This window comes from Lactobacillus sp. ESL0677, assembly GCF_029392875.1.
GTDB lineage: Bacteria > Bacillota > Bacilli > Lactobacillales > Lactobacillaceae > Lactobacillus.
This window is the reverse complement of sequence record NZ_CP113946.1, coordinates 1,853,780-1,871,910: the sequence shown is the minus strand read 5'-3', so window position 1 is coordinate 1,871,910 and position 18,131 is coordinate 1,853,780. Positions and strand designations below refer to the sequence as shown.

Genomic DNA, 18,131 nt, shown 5'->3' with positions numbered 1-18,131 from the left:
GAAAAATGCCCCGTAACTAGTTTATATCTAACTATTATGGGACACTTCAAAGTATAAATTGTTTTTATTTTATAAAAAGCCAATTTATAAGGAAAAATGCTAATGCTATCAATACAGCTATTTTAAGTTCAATAACAAATGCATAAAAATTAAAAACTAGTGAAAGCCACATTACTATTGTGTATATAGCACATATGACTAAAAAGATTTTTTCACCAGTTATTTTTTTGTATAATTTCATTGGCTTCTTTATTGGTTTTTTCATTTTATTGATAGAATGTCTCTGGAAGCTGCCATTTGTTAGGCACTTCTTCAGTACATTAGGTACTACTTTATTTTATATATAAATATATTATCATTTGCTATATTAAAATCAAGTAGATTTTTAATTATTTTTTAATTAACATTATTTATGGACAATTTATTTAATTTATTCAGCCGTTACCTCAGCTTGTTTGTTATTTCTAGTTTTAAACATAACAATTAATGTAATTAAAAATGTTATAGCACTGAGTGCTATTAAACCTATTAAGGCATAATTAAGACCGGCTGTACCAGCAATACTTGAAAAAATTGCATTTGTTAAAGGACCGGCGATGACAAGAATAGTACTAAGTGCTCCCATAGTAGATGCTAAAATTTTTCGATCAACTGACTGTACTAACCATTGATACAATTTTGGACTAGCAGTCCCGGCAAAAAAGCCAAGAATAGCACCGAAGATGAAGCAGGCAATTGAATTTTGCATAAGCATTGATCCGAGCATAAGGATACCTGAAATCGTATCAAGTAAGATGATAATAAATAATGATGTGTCCTTTAGTAGCTTAGTACCGATTGCACTCCCCAGTGCTGTACCAATAGAAACGACAGCTCCAAAAATTGCAATGGTAAAACTGAAGGTACCAATTAACATGTTTTTATTAGCTGCAAAAGAAATTGAAATTAATGGTTCTAGTGCAGACAAAACGCCATTTAGCAATGCAACTACTATAACGATTGTTAGCAAACCGTGAGCTTGCTTAGCCTGATTAAATGAAGATTTAAAAGTTGCCAAGAAATTTTGATCATTAACGGTTTGGAGTTCATCTTTAGCAGGTGTCTTGGCAATATTTTTAGCAATATTAGCGTAGATTAAACCAGCTACTAAGAAGGTTAGGGCGTTAACAATGGCTAAAGAAGAATATGACATAAATAACAGCAAGGCTGAGCCAACAAATTGTGCACCCATTGAAATTAATTGGGAGACGCCACCTGTGAATCCTTCGGCTACAGATACTTCTTTTTCCCCAACTAAACCAACAATTAATGGTGTTTGCAAGCCACTGGAATACATGCCAGAAACATCAGAAATGAAGTTAATAGCAATCACCAGCAATATTAAATTCCAACCAGCAATGTTAGTGACGAATAATGCACCTACGATCATATATAGAATAAAGCGGATGATTGCTAAACGAATAATAACTTGAAATTTATTTTTGGTCCGGTCAGCGAAGTAGCCGCCGATACTTTGAAGTAAATCAGGAACGGCTTCCATAATTGAAATTAATGACAAAGCTAAGGCGTAATTTTTAAGTTTACTAGCATAGGTCATTAATGCTAAGTAGAAAAGAATGTTACCAGCACTAGATAGCCAACTTGCAATTGTGAATTTTCGATAATTTTTATTCTTTAAAAAAATGTCCATAATTTTTCTCCTTTATTTAATCTTGTATTCATTATATTTTGGCTATAATAAAAGTAGAGAAAAGTGTCATATTTGACAATTAGTAATCATGTCTGACAATTTAAGGGAGAAAATAATAATGACAATTGGCGAATTACTTAAGGATTACCGTATTCAACAAAAGAAAACGCAAAAGGAATGGGCTGGAGATGTAATAAGTTCATCATTTTGTGCTAAAGTGGAGAAAAATTTAAGTAGAATTTCAGCAGAAGACTTGGTGGATTTGTTGCATGCTAATAAAGTTCCATTAATTAATTTTTTTAGCAAATTAAATCAGGGAGATCAATCATTACATCAACAGGAAGAAGAAATAGATCAATTTATTACAGAAGCATATTATCAAAACTCGAAAGAAGAATTACAGCAAATTCGAAAAATTGTTTCGGAAAGTGATTTACCCGATAAAGAAGATAAAATACTTGCAATTGATGTATATATCGCAATAGGCAGTAAAAGTATTGATAGTCTAGATAAAAAAACAATAAAAAAGATAAAGGAAAAAGTATTTAATATTTCAAACTTTAATGAAGAAAACTTAATTGTGTATTGCAATTTTATGAGCTTTTATGATTTGGATAGTAATTTGTTTATATCAAAGAAGATAATAAAGCAATTTCGAAGTACCAATGAAGAAAAAATACAAAAAGTAATCTTAGGTATAATTGTGAATATGCTTGTTTTTTGTATTAGAAATGGGCAATTTGAAAAAACTGAATTTTATATTAATAGTGCAAATTTGATCACTATAAAGCCAGAAATATTTTTTTACAAGATGGTAATATCAGCCTTGAAAGACATCGTTAAGTATCATTTCGATCAAAATGAACAACATCTTGATGAGGTAAAAGAAATAGCAAAGACTATAAAAATTGTTGGAATGGAAAGTTATGGTAAGGAGCTTGAAGAGTTTACAAATAACTAAAGAGAGTATTACGCGTTCATTCTCAGGTTATGCAAAAAGTGAAAAGTGATTGGAACTTAAATTGAATTTGTATAGATAATAAAATTTAGAAGTGTCATATTTGACAATTAGTAATCATGTCTGACAATTTAAGGGAGAAAATAATAATGACAATTGGCGAATTACTTAAGGATTACCGTATTCAACAAAAGAAAACGCAAAAAGAATGGGCTGGAAATATAATAAGTCCATCATTTTATGCTAAAGTCGAAAAAAAAATAAGCAGAATCTCGGCGGAAGATTTGGTTGATTTATTGCATGCTAATAAAGTTCCATTAATTGATTTTTTTGGTAAATTAAATTATCAGGATCAATCTGTCCACGATGAAAATCAAGAAATTGATAAAATGATTGACGAAGCCTATTTTCAAGATTCTGTCCATGATTTACAACAAGTACGGAATTTTGTTGCTGAAAGCAAATTTCCAAATAAAGAAGATAAGTTAAATACAATCGATATTTTAATTGCAATGCTTAATAAAGATCTTTCTAGTATAGATAAAAACATTATAGATAAAATGAAAGAAAAAACTTTTAATATTTCGCATTTTAGTTCTGACAATTTAAATATGTATTGCAATCTTATGAGCTTTTATGATTTAGATAGTAACTTGGTAATTTCAAAAAGACTAGTAAAGCAATTTATTGGATCAAGTAGTATAAGAATTCAAAAATTGGTCTTAGCTGTAATTATTAATATGATGATTTTATGTATTCGTAATAAGAGATTTGAAGAAACAGAATTTTTTATTAATAGTGAGCAACAAATAAAAACTAAACCAGATGTATTCTTTTATAAGGCTATTGCTCCAGCCTTTGAAGACATCATCAAGTATCATTTCGATCAGAATAAGCAGTATCTTGATGAAGTAAAAGGAATCGCTGAAACTATCAAAATTGCCGGCATGCCAGAGTATGGTAAGGAACTAGAAGAGCTGATAAACAGCTAAAGAGAGTATTACGCACTTATTTTCAGGTTATGATGAATAGTTTCTTTTTAGAATGCAAGAATATTTTGTTGAAGAATATAAATAAATGGCGAATATGACTAAAATTGTCAAATTTGCCATTTTTTATTTAAATTGATTTTCTTTAATATACTAAGAATGTAAGTGATAAAGGATTATGGAAACAGTAAGAATGATTGAGAAGGGGAAAAGATTGAGTATATTTTTAATTATCATTCTGGCTTTAGAAGTATTACCGATTGAAAATTGGTTAGCAAAATGTAATTTGGAAATTATAATTCCGATATTTTTTAGTATTAGTTTAGCTCTAGTTTTTATTCTACCTGTACTAGGGTTTACTAAGATTCTTCATCTTTATGACTACATAATTGCATTTTGCGCATTTGTGTATGCTTGGCATCACTTCTTGAAGCGAATATAAAATAGCTAAACTTTTATGTATTGTGTAAAAATAGGGGAGAGATATTTATGAAAGATAAAAATAATTCTAAGAAAATGAAACGAATTATATTTTTTATATATCTTGTTTGCTTTGTACTAATTATGTCATTGTCAAATGTGTTTGATACTCAAATACTGAAATTAATTCGCAGTATAACTATCTTTAGCAAGCTTTCAGATCGCGCAATAAGATCTGTTTATCTTTTGGTTCCCATTACTGTTCTTGAGATGATTTACCAAAAAAGCATTAAATATTTTTCTGTAAAATAATTTGTACATAAAAATGCACCTCCAATTTAGCAGGTGCATTTTTTAGTTGAGATGTAATTTATTTAAGTATTATTTACTTCTTCGCTCTAAAAAAGATTACTTCACGAGAGGCAACTAGTGGTCCTGAAGCTTGATAAATTATTAGTCGAATTGCCTTTGCACGGACATCACGTAAGCCGATGACCTTATTTTTGCTATCAGCTTTCCACTTGAGGTGGTCGGCATAAGTAACATAATTAAAGCCGTCAGTTGATACGGCGACACTGATGTCAATCGGATCACAACAATGGTCAATATTATGAGGTACGAATGCCATTCGGCTTAGTTTTTCAACCTGATTAAAGGTAAAGGTCAATTCCAATGGCTTATCTGGAGTTAGTGCCTGTGCTGTTTGCCATTCACTTGCCAGCTTCAAGTCAGTTAGGTAGCTGAGTGGTTGTGCAGGATTACTAGGATAGTTGCTGGTAACGTGAATGTCGCTAACGGCGTAATCAATTGCCGCATGCTTAGTGATCACACCAAACGGGTCTGACCATTCGGAAACCTTATTACCTGCCGCATAACGCATGCGGATAATATAGCGTGTATTAGGTAATAACTCATGGAAGGTAAAGCAGTTGCCAGTAATCCCTTCATACAAAAGACCATTGATTTCAATTTGAACAGCACCTTGTTTGGACCAAGCAAGTTCAAACGAATGCGCCGAGATTTTACTTGGGTCAACAGCCGGTAATTTAGGTGAAGGCAGTAATCCATCGGTAATGGCATGGACCAACACATTTTCACCATAAGTATAATTGTGAATTGTAATTTTAATCTTGCTGTTAGTAACATCGCGATCCGCCAACTTAATTTGCAATGTTGTTTGCTTAGCATCGTGATACTGATTAAATTCGGGGACAGGATTGTAATTTGTGTTGAAGAAAATACCTTCGCGAGCGTGGTTGAAGGCATCAATGGTGCCGTACTCCTGCAGCTTAATTATTTGATCATTGATTTTGACTTCAATTTGGTCAGGATAGGCATCACACATAATAGCTAAGTTAGTTGGCTGCTCAACGTCAAATCCGGGATAGTTGCCCTTGACCGGATTAATAGTAATTGTTAAATTCCCGGCATTTTGATTGGTATCAATGCTGGTTTCACAATAATTATGATTAAAATCTGTCAAATCATCGTCATCATAAACAATTGTTCTGCTTTGTCCTTGTGGATACAGAACGTAGTCACGTTTGCCGAGGTCGAATACACTGCCACCACGAACAAAGACGGGCAAGTGCCAAACTGGATAAGATAGATTATTGTAGACACGACCGCCAGCATACTTTTTACCAGTAAACAGGTCAAGCCACATGGTTCGACTATCAGGTAGGTAAAGATTGTCCTTGCGTGAGTCGCCGTTTTCATCTTCACGACCGTTAGTAATTGGAGCAATTAATAGATTGCTGCCCAACATAAATTCGCTGCTAAATTGCTCGGTATAATTACTGCGCTCGTCGGGGAAGGCGATAAATAGTGGCTGCACAATCGGATTACCAGCCTGAGCTTGATGATTAAGGGTATAGAGGTAGCTTTGCAATTGTGCTCGCAGAATTGAATAGGAACGATTGATTTCCGTTATTTTTTTGTTATAAGCAAATGGTGTTTTACTAAAATTACCCTGATCGTCAAGGCTAAATAATAGCGGCGTAAAACTCTTCCACTCAAAATCGCGAACGCTAATCTGAGCATTGCCACCGCCAGTGGTACCGTCAACGGCAGCACCAACAAGTGGTTGACCAGAAAGATTACTGCCGATAAAGCCGGCAACTTGCGTAGCAATATTTTCCCAATTACCACCAATGGCACCAAAGGTTAAGGCTGCTGTTTTTTGCATCCCTTGGCAACCAGTGCTTTGCAAAACAAGCGGCTTTTTGCGTTGTAAAGCACTACTTAAGAGAGCACGGTCGTTAGTTGCGTGATTGCCAGTTAGAGTAAAAGCAGCCTGCTCTGGTAATACTGACAAACTTTCATCATGCCAAAATCCGGGTGCAACATCTTGGTTTTGCGCATACTCGTTAAAGTAATTAAGAGCATCAACTGGTGGAGTAGCCACGCCGTAGTTCGGCACAAACCAGCTGAGTGGAAAGTGCAATGCCTTGTACTGCTCAAGCATGGCTCGCGCTGAAAAATGGTAGTCTTCTTCGCCATTAAGTGAAGCCTTGCCGGCAGCTTTGTCCGCGTCGCTTGTTCGGGTGTAATAATTATTGCCGAATTTGTTGGCATTACGTTCTTTGGTTTCACTAGGCTGCCATAAGGTTGTACAGAAGTTGCCAACGTGCCCTAAGCCCAACGTATATTTTGGTAACATCATTGGCTTACCAGTTAGCGTATAGTATTTAGCTAAAATAGCTTGCGGCGTATCGCCAATAATATAAAAATTATCAAAAATACGATCTTGGTGACTGATTGTGGTTAAGCCGCTGTTATTCACGCCAAAGTCATAGCTGCCGCTTGAATAAGTGTTGCGCAATTCCCCGTAGCCAGCATTAGACCAGAAGAACGGCACTTGAGTAATAACGCCGCCCTTGCCGGTAATGTGATCACTCTTGATGGCGATTTTACGTCCCTTGTGACTAAAGTAACCATTTTGCAGACCGCCGCCAAAGTAAAATTCGTTTTTGTTTTGCTTTAAAAATTCACGGGTTTGGTTAGCTGCTAATTCAAGCGGTTGTGCCTGCTTCATCCGGGTGCGGTGCAGTGTTTCATCAAAGATACTCATCACAGCGGGTTTTTGCGCAAAAATAACTTGGTAATTGCCCGCTTGGATAATTAGTGAGTCGCTGGTTGCGCGTACTTGTGAATGCTCAAAAGATTCATTACTAAAATTAAGCTGAAGCGCTGACGTTTGCTCTGCTGCGGAATCGGTATTTGGATTAAGCACAAAGCGAAAAATACCGTCAGCTAAAACATAAAATTGCGCAACTTCGCCGGTTGCGTAATGCAATTCATAATAATTTTCACATCTATTGGCGCCAGTTAATGCACCTAGTAGGTGTTTGCTTGTTTGCATATCATCTGTCATAATTTTTGCTTCCTATTTAATTTGCTTAATACCTATTATAACTAAAAAAACAAGTTTTTCTGTAGTATTTGTGATTAAACTGGTTAATACCAATTTAATGGTTTAAAATAAACTTATTATGACGAAGTGAACTTTGGTAAAAAGGGAGGAAATAATGTCTTATTATATTCACGCTGATAAATTTTTTATGGAAAATATAACTACCCAAGGAGGCTATCTTGAAATCCAAGATAACGGGCAGTTTGGCTTTTATTATTCAGAACAAGAAAAACCGGAGGGCAAGATTGTTGATTATTCTGGCAAGTGGATTGCTCCGGGATTAGTTGACACTCACGTTCACGGCTCGCTTAAAGAAGACGTGATGAAGAGCGACTGGGCAGGAATTAATCGCTTGTCTGAAGGCTTTTTGCAATCTGGCGTTACCAGTTGGCTGCCAACAACTTATACTGCTGGTGCTGATACCTTAAGTCGCATTTGTCGGATGTTTGGCGACCATCAGGGCGAAGAAACGGGCGCTAAAATTCAAGGTTTGCACTTTGAAGGGCCTTACTTTACTGCTGAGCATGCTGGTGCTGAAAATCCAAAATATTTGCTTGATCCGGATATTAACCAGTTTAATAAGTGGCGGGATGAGTCACATGGCATGCTTAATAAGATTTCTCTTGCGCCTGAACGTAAGGGCACTAGAGAATTCATCCGCAGTGCGGTCAAAGAGGGCGTTGTTGTTTCTTTAGGACACTCAAGTGCTAACTTCGAGCAAGCTGCAGCTGGAATTGAAGACGGCGCAACCATGTTTACTCATACATTTAACGGGATGCCAGATCCATCGCACCACGCGCCATCAATTTCTAACGCGGCAATGGCAATGCGCAATGTAACCGATGAATTAATTTGCGATGGTCACCATGTTAAAAAAGAAATGGTGCGCGCTTTAGTTCAATTAAAGGGTGCTGAACATGTTGCCCTGATTACTGACTGTATGGAAGCTGGAATGATGCCTGATGGTGACTACATGCTAGGTGAATTACCGGTTTATGTTCAAGATGGAATGGCTCGATTAAAGAGCAACGATAACTTAGCCGGCAGTATTCTGCAATTGAAGACAGCCGTTAAAAATGTTGTTGACTGGAACGTGGCAACTCCTGAAGAAGCGATTATGATGGCTTCGTATGTTCCAGCCAAGAGTGCCCACATTTTGGATAAGTGTGGTTCAATTGCACCAGATAAGGATGCAGACTTTATCGTGCTTAATCCAGACATGACTTTGAGCGAAACTTACTTAAGTGGTAAGTCACGCTACAAGGCATAATTTAAATAACAAGATAAAAAGGATTCTCAGTCGAGAATCCTTTGTTAGTAATATGTGTTTTAGTAAACAGCACCGTCATAAAAGTTGAAGCGTGGTTTATTAAAGTCGTAATTTTCTAGTTCGCTGAGCTTAATGGCGTTGTCGCAAACACCCCAGCTCATTAAGTTAATTGGCTTACCATAATCTTCATCAGGAATAACCAATAAAATATATTTGCCTTGACTCAAAGCGTAGCCCAGTTCCATTCCCAAGCCAACGTCTTCTTCTTCTGGCAAGTAAACACCTATCATGACGTCACTGGCTTTAATACCAATTAAGTCACCATGATAAGTTGCAGTTGCCCATTCGCGATCATGCAGATATTCTGGATGTTCTTCAACATTGATGCCTTTGTATTGGTGGTCCAATGGAACATAACTGTTTTCAAGGTCAATGGTTGGGTTGGCAGCTAAGGCTTTCATTGCTGCCTGATAAGCGTTGTTTTGCTTTTCGTTAAACCAGCCTGCACCAAAGTAAACGGTCTTTGTTTTAGTCATAAAAGGTCTCCTTTAACTATTATTTTAAGTAAATTTTACGTAACTTACTGATTTCCGCATCAGTTAATTTCATAATATCACGTAAGTAGTTATTCACGCTACCGTATTTTTCATTAATAGTTGTCAAGACATGTTCAATGTACTCTACGTGAACGGTTTGGAAGTCTTTTAAAATATTTAATGTTGCATCGTCGGCGCCATCTTCCTTAGCTTTTTCTAAAAAGCCTTTAACGAAGTCAGCAGTTGCAATATTAGTTAATAAATAATCCTTTTTGATAGTGTCAAGCGGAACACCGAGAGCAGTTAAGATAAGTAGTGCACCAACCCCAGTTCTGTCTTTACCGGCAGTACAGTGGAAGATCAAGCTCTTGCCGTCTTCATCGTTTGCTAATAATAAGTCAAAGAAGTGGCGGTAAGCTTTTTGAGCAGCTTTACTGGTAATCATGTCGTCATAAGCAAACAACATGTGTTCAAAGCCTGCATGAGGATTCTTTTGCCCCTGCTTCATGACGTCTTCAATACTTCTAGAAGCATTGGTTAAGTCCTCGCTGAAGACAGGATCATAATCGTATTCTGCACCTTCAGGGATGCGGTCAGGTTCATGGTCAACTTCGGCTTGACTTCTGAAATCAACGATGTATTTAACGCCGTAGTCGTGTAAGAACTTAAGGTCAGTTGCATCTAAAGTACCCAAGTTAGCAGTTCTTAATAACTTGTGCATTTTAACGGTTTTACCATCAGTAGTTTTGTAGCCACCAAGTTCACGGAAGTTGCGGCCGCTTTTAACGCCGATTAATTGATTAGTTAAATTTTCTGTCATAAATTCCACCCTTTATCTTTTGACATTTACGTTCTATTTTAGCAATAAACTAAGGCGTAAACAATTATAAAAAAAGTAATTACTATCGAAAATATGTTAAAATTAGTGTTAAATAAAATAATATATTTCTAGAAGGTGAGTACATGAGTACGAAAAAAGACAGTATTTTAGTTCCAGTTGATGGTTCAGAATCAGCTGAAAGATCTTTTGATAAAGCAGTTAAGATTGCAATGACGGAAAATGCTCATATTGATGTTTTGAACGTGATTGACACTAGGCAGTTTTTGGGTGAGATGCAGGATACGCTAATTTCAGGCGATACTGTTTACCAGATGACGCAAGACACTGGTAAATATTTAAAGAGTTTGAAGCAATGGGCACATGATAACTTTGACTTTGATGATATTGATTATCATATTCGTTATGGTAGTCCGAAGGCAGTTATTTCCTATGACTTTATCAAGGATCACCACGATAATTTAATCATTATGGGTGCAACTGGCTTGAATGCAGTTGAGAGAATGTTGATGGGGTCAGTTACCGAATATGTTAACCAGCATGCGCTGGCTGATGTGTTAATTGTTCGCACTGATATTGACAACAACCCAATTAGGCAAAAATAACGGGTTGTTAGATAATCTTTTAATGATTACGCTTTTATTTTGCTTAAATTTCTGCTATTATTTTTATGAATTAATTTTAGGTGAAAGAGGGCGACACATGATGCAAGGCAATTCTATGACAAGACGGATTAGTTTAGCGTTATTTGCGTTTGCGGGAGCTCTTTTACAGGGAAAATTCATTCATTTACATAGTATGCTTATGAGGCTTAGCGTCAGTTACGTTTGTAATTAACGTTAAGTCTTTTTTATTCATGACACTTATAGGAGGTAATCATGAAGAAATTTAAAAAAGTATTAGTTGGTGCAGTGGCCGTGATGGGAATGTTTGCATTGACTGCTTGTTCAAATAAAAAAGAAACTAAGAGCAGCAATAATATGCCGAAATCACTGAATGTGCAGTTTGTTCCTAGTGATGCCTCTGGCCGAATGGGCGGTGAAGGTAAGCCACTTGAAAAGATGCTTTCTAAGAGACTGGGAATTCCTGTCCACGTAACAACTTCAACTGACAATAACGCTGAAATTGAGGCAATGAAGTCTAAAAAAGTTGATGTTGGCTTCTTAGCAGCTGGTGCTTATGTTCAAGCTCACCAACAAAAAGCCGCCGACGTTATTTTGCAATCAGAACGTTATGGGATTAAAGAGCCAGGTGGTACTTGGACTAAGAAGCTGGTTCACACTTTGCGTGCTGAAATTGTTGTCCGTAAAAAGTCAAACATCAAATCATGGAAAGATTTAAAGGGTAAGTCAATTTCGATTCAAAGTCCAACTTCGACATTAGGCTACATTACCCCAGTTGCAGAATTAAAGCAAAAGGGTTTAGACGTTACTAAAGACTGTAAGTTGGTAACGGTTAACGGTCATGATGCCGCCGTGCTAAATGTTTTAAGTGGTGATACTGATGCTGCCTTTGTGTTTGAAGATGCAAGAAACAAGGTTCTGCATGATGTACCAAATATCAAGGAAAAGGTAGTGCCGATTTACTTTACAACACCAATTCCTAACGATACGATTTCAGTTCGTCCAGGTATTCCACAAGCATTCCGGAAGAAGTTAGCTAAGGCCTTTATGGACATTAGTAAGACTAAAGACGGTCAAAAGCTGATTCAAAAGATGTATGACCAATATGGCTATCACTCAGCTAAAGACAGTGACTACAATATTGTTCGTAAATACAATAAGATTGCACAATCACTTAAGAAGTAATAATTTACTATTAAAGTACCCACAACTCTGGGTGCTTTTTTATTCAATATAGCTAGCTACTAATTTAATAACATTCTCATAAAAATATTATCAAAATTCTCTTGTCTGAATGTATTTTTCTGTGCTATGCTTTCATATAATGAACATAGTATATGATGACTGTTCGCTTTTATTTAGGAATATTAACAAGGGCATGATGTGATATGGATACATTATGCCCTTTTATATTCAGTTAGTTTTAGCCGTGGAGGGCAAGATGAAAAAATTAAAACGGGTGTTGTTGGGCATAGCCGTAATGCTAGTTGCAATGGTAGCAACGGCTTGTTCGAATAAAAGTACAGGGGCTAATAGTAAGGACTATACGCCTAAATCATTAACGGTTGAATTTGTTCCAAGTATTGCAGCCAACAAGCTGGAAGGCCGAGCCAAACCATTGGAAAAACTGCTGACAGCCAAACTTGGTATTCCGGTTCACGTGCTAGTGTCAACTAGTGACAATGCTTTAATGGAAGCAATGAAGTCTAGGAAGGTCGATGTTGGCTTTTTACCACCAGATGGCTATGTAGTTGCCCATAAGCAGGGGGCAGCCGATGTATTACTGCAGTCTGAACGTTTTGATATTAAGCAGCCCGGTGGTCGCTGGACTAAAACGCTGACCAAGTCATTTAGAGCAGAAATTGTTGCTAAGAAGGATTCGAAGATTAAGAGTTGGAAAGATTTGAAAGGTAAGTCAATTTCAATTCAATCACCGACTTCAACTTCAGGTTATATTTATCCAATTGCCGAATTAAAGGAAAAGGGCTTGGACGTTCCTAAGAGCTGCAAGTTAGTTACTGTTACCGGTCATGACCAAGCTGTTTTGAATGTGTTAAATGGTGACACAGATGCGGCATTTGTCTTTGAAGATGCGCGTAATAAGGTTTTAAAAGACTATCCCAAGATCATGAGCCAAGTTGTGCCGATTTACTTTACTAAGGCTAGAATTCCGAACGATACTGTGTCAGTAGTTCCAAACATGTCAAAGAAGTTTAGAAAGAAACTTGCCAATGCATTTATTGAGATTAGTAAGACAAAGAAGGGGCATGCTTTAATTGAGAAGGTTTATGCTCATGAAGGCTATGCTCCTGCCAAAGATAGCGACTTTGATACAGTCCGTAAGTACGAAAAAATTGTTAAAGATATGCAAAAATAGTTGTTAATTAAAGTTAAGCTAGATTAATTTAACTTGGCTTTTTTTGTTAATAAAAAGTTATCTAATTTCTTGCAATAATCCGAATATTTGTGTTAATATTTTTCCATAACGATCATGATTTTATTTAAGTGCTGTGATCGCTGCATTTTGTTAACAATATTCAAGGGCATATTATGACTGAGTCATACTATGCCCTTTTGTATTTTGGGGAGGTACTGATGAAAAAACTGAAGCAAGTGTTGATGGGTCTAGTATTAATGGTCTTAGCGGTTGGGGTAACAGCCTGCTCGAATAAGAGTACGAACAAAAGTGAGGAACCTAAATCAATTAACGTGCAATTTGTTCCAAGTGTAGCTGCTAATAAATTGGAAGCTCGTGCAAAGCCAATGGAAAAGCTGTTATCTAAGCAATTAGGCATTCCAGTTCATGTTTCAATGTCAACTGACTACAATGGTTTGGTTGAAGCTATGAAGTCTAAAAAAGTTCAGGTTGGTTTTTTACCATCTGACGCTTATATCATGGCGCATAAACAAAAGGCTGCTAACCTGTTACTTCAAGCAGAACGTTACGGTATTAAGCAGCCGAATGGTAAGCAGACTAAGCAGTTAGTTAAGTCTTATCGCGGTGAGATTGTTGTTAAGAAGGATTCTACAATTAAGAATTGGAAGGATTTAAAAGGAAAATCAATTTCAGTTCAAAATCCAACTTCTGATTCTGGTTATGTCTTTCCTGTAGCTGAATTAAAGCAAAAGGGACTAGATGTTACTAAGAAATGTAAATTAGTTACTGTTACTGGGGCAGATCAAGCTGTCCTTGATGTCCTAAACAGCGATACTGATGCTGCCTTTGTTTTTGAAGATGCACGTAATGATGTGCTAAAAGATGAACCGCAGATTATGAGTAAGGTAGTGCCAATTTACTTTACTAAGAGGATCCCCAACGACACAATTTCGGTTATTCCAAGTTTGCCTAAGTCTTTCCAAGAAAAATTATCTAAGGCATTTATTGCAATTAGCAAGTCTAAGGAGGGTAAAAAGATTATCGAAAGTGTCTACAATCATGAGGGGTATGCCCCGGCTAAAGATAGTGATTACGACATTATCCGGCAATATAATAAGATTGTAGCGTCAACTAAGCAGTAAAAATAATCCATTCGTTGAGGAAATAGCTAGTAATTTTTAGGTTGAAAATAGTTTTTTAAATAATTTTCTTTTCTAAACAACCAATTTCTGCTATTATTTAATAGAATGAATGCAATACGGTTGAAAGGGGAGTGAAAGTCATGCAAAAAGATGAACGGCGCGTAGCGTTCATTGGTGTTTTTGCAGCTAAGACTTTTTGCTTTCTTGTAAATAGTCGCATTGTTCGTTTTTTAACCAAAAAAGTTATTGAAAGACTTAATATAATTCCCGTTTGTGTTGTTACATTAAGTCTTTTTTTGATGTCTAGGAGGACATAATGAAAAAATTTAAGAAAGTGCTAGCTGGTGCTGCCGTTTTTTTAGTAGCGCTGATGGCAACTGCTTGCTCAGGTAAGAGTAAGAGTCAAGAAAGTTCCACCCCGAAATCTTTGAACGTTCAATTTGTCCCCAGTCAAGCTGCAACTAAGCTGCAAGCTCGAGCTAAGCCGTTAGAAAAGATGCTTTCTGATCGTTTAGGCATTCCGGTTCATGTTTCAATGTCAACAGACTACAACACTGTTGTTGAAGCAATGAAGTCTAAGAAGGTTGATGTTGGCTTTTTGCCACCAAACGGTTATATTTTGGCACACAAGCAAGGTGCTGCTGATGTTTTATTGCAAGCCCAAAGATATGGTGTTAAGCAACCGGGCGGGAAACCAACTAAGAACCTTGTTAACTTTTACCGGGCAGAAATTTTAGTTAGAAAAGACTCAAAGATTAAGAGTTGGAAAGATTTAAAGGGTAAGTCAATTTCAATCCAAAGTCCAACTTCTTCAGCAGGATACGTTTTCCCAATTGCTGAATTAAAGGAAAAGGGCTTAGACGTACCTAAGAGTTGTAAGCTAGTTACTGTTACTGGTCAAGACCAAGCAGTTCTAAACGTTTTAAACGACGATACTGATGCTGCCTTTGTCTTTGAAGATGCACGAACAATCGTTCAAAAAGACAACCCGAAGATTATGAGTCAAGTTGTGCCGATTTACTTTACTAAAAATATTCCTAATGACACGATTTCTGTAGTTCCAAGTATGCCAAAGGCATTCCGTAAAAAGTTAGCTAATGCCTTTATTGATATTGGTAAATCTAAGAAGGGTAAGAAGATTATCGAAAGTATTTACACTCACGAAGGTTACGTTCCTGCTAAAGATAGTGACTTTGCCGTCGTCCGTAAATACGAAAAGATTATTGAGTCAACTAAAAAGTAAGATATATAAAGGAAGTATATAATGGCAGATTCTTCAGTTAAGCCAGTTATTGAATTAAAAAACGTTAAAAAAATTTATGGTAAAGACGTTGTTGGTTTAAAGGATGTCAATTTAACTATCAATAAGGGCGAATTTGTCGTTATTGTTGGTCTCTCTGGTGCTGGGAAGTCGACACTTTTGCGCTCCATTAACCGCCTGATTGACATTACTGATGGTGATATTTTAATCAATGGTGAGTCAATTACCAAGGCTAGAGGCAAAGAGCTGCGGACTCTGCGGCGCAATATTGGGATGATTTTCCAGAGCTTTAATTTGGTCAAGCGTTCAAGCGTTTTGCGCAATGTTTTAACGGGACGCGTGGGTTATTATTCTACTTGGAAGAGCACACTTAATCTGTTTACTAAGGAAGATAAGCAACGTGCTTACGAGGCTTTGCAACAAGTTGACTTAGCTGATAAGGTTTATTCACGTGCTGATGAATTATCAGGTGGACAGCAGCAGCGGGTAGCGATTGCGCGAGTTTTAACTCAAAATCCAGACATTATTTTGGCTGATGAGCCAACTGCCTCACTTGACCCACAGACTTCACGTCGGGTAATGCAAGACCTCAAGATGCTAAACGAAAAGCATGGCATGACGGTTGTAATTAACCTGCACAGTGTGGAATTAGCTAAAGAATTTGGTAAGCGAGTTATTGGCGTTCGTGCTGGTGAAATTATCTATGATGGTAAAATGAGCGAAACGCCGGAGTCAACCTTTACCAAGATCTACAACGGTGGTGAGCAAGATGAGTAACACTGATAAGGAAGCACTCATGACTTTACCTAAGAAAAAGTTTAAGTTTTGGAACTTGATTTGGGTAGTTGTCTTTATTGTTGGACTATTTGTCTCAACAGATGTTACTCATACCGATCTTGGTGCTTTATTTGCTAACTTTAATCAATTTACTGACATCTTTTTGCAAATGCTACATCCAGATTGGGCGTACCTTGGACCGATTATGCCGCTATTGCTTGAAACAATTAAGATGGCAATCTTGGGAACGGTAATTGGTTCTATCTTGGCCTTTATCTATTCGCTATTAATTGCGCGTAATATTGTTAAGAATAAGGCCATTACCGGTATTTTACGGGTAATTATGAATATTGTTAGAACAGTACCGGACCTTTTATTAGGGGCAATCTTTGTTGCAATTGTCGGAATTGGCCCTGTTGCTGGTATCTTGGCCCTAGCTATTTGTACTTTTGGGATTGTTGTTAAGCTCTTTTATGAAGCAATCGAAACAATTGATCCGGGTCCAATCGAGGCTTTGACCGCTGTTGGTGCTAATAAACTGCAAATCATTGTTTTTGCTGTTTTACCACAAGTCATTACTTACTTTATTTCTTATTGCTTGTATGCATTTGAAATTAACGTTCGGGCTTCAACTGTCTTGGGGTATATCGGTGCCGGTGGTATCGGACTTTACCTGCAACAGACTCTGCAAGTCTTTGACTATGCTAAGACGGGGACAATCATCTTAGTTATCATTGTGGTCGTAGTTTTAATCGACTATGTTTCGTCTAAATCACGGGAGGCGTTGATGAAATAATGGATACTAATATTAAAAAATTACCTCCTCGCCCAGTTGATATGCAGAAGCGAATTATGCATTGGGGCTTAGCCATCATTACTATCGTTCTTATTGCTTGGTCATGCACGGGAATGGATTTTGGCGGTATTAAAGCAACTGCTGGTCAGATTGCTGGTGCGATTTTCAACGGGATTTTCCATCCAGATTGGTCATATGTTTATAACGGCAGTGGTGAAGACTTAGTATCGCAGTTATGGCAAACTGTATGTATTGCCTTCTTAGGTACGTTCATTTCAGCAATTATTTCATTGCCGTTTGCCTTTTGGGCAGCTCACACCAAACATAAAAAATGGTACATTTCACGGACTGGAAAGATTGTCTTGGCAATTATTCGGTCATTTCCTGAAATTGTCTTGGCCTTGATGTTTATTAAGGCAGTTGGCCCTGGCTCTGCAGCCGGTGTTTTGGCGTTAGGATTTCACTCAGTTGGAATGCTTGCTAAGTTGTTCTCAGAAGCAATTGAGAACTTAGACGATGGTCCTAACGAAGCTGTAACGGCTGTTGGTGGTTCGAAAACTAATATTACGATGTTTTCAACTTTGCCTAACTTGATGCCAGCTTTGATTTCAAACACTTTGTATCGGTTTGATGTTTCAATTCGGTCGGCTTCAATCCTTGGTTTGGTTGGTGCCGGTGGTATCGGTTATCCGTTAATTATTGCATTGCAATATCGGCAATGGAACCGTGTCGGCATTATCTTGCTCGGAATTATTATCATGGTAATTGTGATTGATTGGATTTCCGGGATGATTCGCAAGAAGCTAGTTTAATAAAAAGATGCTAAAAGAGTAGTGAACAAATATTGATTCACTGCTTTTTTTGTTATTTTGAATGAATGATAACTCTTTGAAAATAGGGTACCTTTGGTAGGATCTTTTTTGCTATAATATTTAAGATTTAGAAAAAGCGACCTTTTTAAGATCGCTCAACCGGCTCACGATTGAATAAGTCGTGCGCACATTTATGCAGAGTAGCTCAGGTCTCCCTGAGCTATTTT

At 37.0% G+C, this 18,131-nt stretch carries 17 protein-coding genes; 13 read left to right on the top strand and 4 right to left on the bottom strand.

Annotation, left to right across the window (positions count from 1 at the left end; translation table 11 throughout):
• Positions 1–430: 430 nt before the first annotated feature.
• Positions 431–1,690, bottom strand: coding sequence for an MFS transporter (locus OZX76_RS09135; protein ID WP_277179646.1), 1,260 nt, complete (start codon positions 1,688–1,690; stop codon positions 431–433).
• A gap of 118 nt (positions 1,691–1,808) precedes the next feature.
• Between OZX76_RS09135 and OZX76_RS09130 the strand changes: the two genes are divergently transcribed.
• The 3 genes from OZX76_RS09130 to OZX76_RS09120 all read left to right on the top strand — a co-directional run bounded on the left by OZX76_RS09130 (position 1,809) and on the right by OZX76_RS09120 (position 4,369).
• Positions 1,809–2,651, top strand: coding sequence for an Rgg/GadR/MutR family transcriptional regulator (locus tag OZX76_RS09130; RefSeq protein ID WP_277132227.1), 843 nt, complete (start codon positions 1,809–1,811; stop codon positions 2,649–2,651).
• Positions 2,652–2,797: 146 nt separating this feature from the next.
• The gene (locus tag OZX76_RS09125; protein ID WP_277179644.1) at positions 2,798–3,640 is read left to right on the top strand and encodes a helix-turn-helix domain-containing protein; all 843 of its coding nucleotides are present in this window, start codon (positions 2,798–2,800) and stop codon (positions 3,638–3,640) included.
• A gap of 486 nt (positions 3,641–4,126) precedes the next feature.
• On the top strand, positions 4,127–4,369 hold the full coding sequence (locus OZX76_RS09120; protein WP_277132222.1) for a hypothetical protein: 243 nt from the start codon (positions 4,127–4,129) through the stop codon (positions 4,367–4,369).
• 73 nt (positions 4,370–4,442) lie between these two features.
• On the opposite strand, the gene OZX76_RS09115 is transcribed toward OZX76_RS09120, so the two are convergent.
• On the bottom strand, positions 4,443–7,433 hold the full coding sequence (locus tag OZX76_RS09115; protein WP_277179642.1) for a TIM-barrel domain-containing protein: 2,991 nt from the start codon (positions 7,431–7,433) through the stop codon (positions 4,443–4,445).
• 154 nt (positions 7,434–7,587) lie between these two features.
• Between OZX76_RS09115 and nagA the strand changes: the two genes are divergently transcribed.
• The gene (nagA, locus tag OZX76_RS09110) at positions 7,588–8,742 is read left to right on the top strand and encodes an N-acetylglucosamine-6-phosphate deacetylase (protein WP_277179640.1); all 1,155 of its coding nucleotides are present in this window, start codon (positions 7,588–7,590) and stop codon (positions 8,740–8,742) included.
• Positions 8,743–8,801: 59 nt separating this feature from the next.
• On the opposite strand, the gene OZX76_RS09105 is transcribed toward nagA, so the two are convergent.
• Both OZX76_RS09105 and OZX76_RS09100 read right to left on the bottom strand, forming a co-directional pair.
• Entirely contained in the window at positions 8,802–9,278 is a 477-nt protein-coding gene (locus tag OZX76_RS09105) for a nucleoside 2-deoxyribosyltransferase (RefSeq protein WP_277179638.1), read from the bottom strand.
• A gap of 19 nt (positions 9,279–9,297) precedes the next feature.
• The gene (locus OZX76_RS09100) at positions 9,298–10,098 is read right to left on the bottom strand and encodes a tyrosine-protein phosphatase (protein ID WP_277179636.1); all 801 of its coding nucleotides are present in this window, start codon (positions 10,096–10,098) and stop codon (positions 9,298–9,300) included.
• 143 nt (positions 10,099–10,241) lie between these two features.
• On the opposite strand from OZX76_RS09100, the gene OZX76_RS09095 reads away from it, so the two are divergent.
• The 9 genes from OZX76_RS09095 (at position 10,242) to phnE (OZX76_RS09055) (ending at position 17,904) form a co-directional block, all read left to right on the top strand.
• The gene (locus tag OZX76_RS09095) at positions 10,242–10,721 is read left to right on the top strand and encodes a universal stress protein (RefSeq protein WP_277132214.1); all 480 of its coding nucleotides are present in this window, start codon (positions 10,242–10,244) and stop codon (positions 10,719–10,721) included.
• 273 nt (positions 10,722–10,994) lie between these two features.
• Complete coding sequence (locus OZX76_RS09090; RefSeq protein ID WP_277132212.1) at positions 10,995–11,924, top strand: phosphate/phosphite/phosphonate ABC transporter substrate-binding protein; 930 nt, start codon at positions 10,995–10,997, stop codon at positions 11,922–11,924.
• A gap of 256 nt (positions 11,925–12,180) precedes the next feature.
• Positions 12,181–13,116 (top strand): phosphate/phosphite/phosphonate ABC transporter substrate-binding protein, encoded by a 936-nt coding sequence (locus OZX76_RS09085; RefSeq protein WP_277179634.1) that lies wholly within the window; start codon positions 12,181–12,183, stop codon positions 13,114–13,116.
• Between the two features lie 218 nt (positions 13,117–13,334).
• On the top strand, positions 13,335–14,258 hold the full coding sequence (locus OZX76_RS09080; RefSeq protein ID WP_277179631.1) for a phosphate/phosphite/phosphonate ABC transporter substrate-binding protein: 924 nt from the start codon (positions 13,335–13,337) through the stop codon (positions 14,256–14,258).
• Between the two features lie 140 nt (positions 14,259–14,398).
• Positions 14,399–14,575, top strand: a complete 177-nt coding sequence (locus OZX76_RS09075) for a hypothetical protein (protein ID WP_277179630.1) — start codon at positions 14,399–14,401, stop codon at positions 14,573–14,575.
• Positions 14,575–15,501, top strand: a complete 927-nt coding sequence (locus OZX76_RS09070) for a phosphate/phosphite/phosphonate ABC transporter substrate-binding protein (RefSeq protein ID WP_277132207.1) — start codon at positions 14,575–14,577, stop codon at positions 15,499–15,501. Before OZX76_RS09075 ends, OZX76_RS09070 begins: the two co-directional genes overlap by 1 nt.
• A 21-nt stretch (positions 15,502–15,522) precedes the next feature.
• Complete coding sequence (gene phnC / locus OZX76_RS09065) at positions 15,523–16,296, top strand: phosphonate ABC transporter ATP-binding protein (RefSeq protein WP_277179628.1); 774 nt, start codon at positions 15,523–15,525, stop codon at positions 16,294–16,296.
• Positions 16,289–17,092, top strand: coding sequence for a phosphonate ABC transporter, permease protein PhnE (phnE, locus tag OZX76_RS09060; RefSeq protein WP_277179626.1), 804 nt, complete (start codon positions 16,289–16,291; stop codon positions 17,090–17,092). The genes phnC and phnE (OZX76_RS09060) overlap by 8 nt, the downstream gene beginning before the upstream one ends.
• Positions 17,092–17,904, top strand: coding sequence for a phosphonate ABC transporter, permease protein PhnE (phnE, locus tag OZX76_RS09055; RefSeq protein ID WP_277179624.1), 813 nt, complete (start codon positions 17,092–17,094; stop codon positions 17,902–17,904). Before phnE (OZX76_RS09060) ends, phnE (OZX76_RS09055) begins: the two co-directional genes overlap by 1 nt.
• The last annotated feature ends 227 nt before the right edge of the window (positions 17,905–18,131 follow it).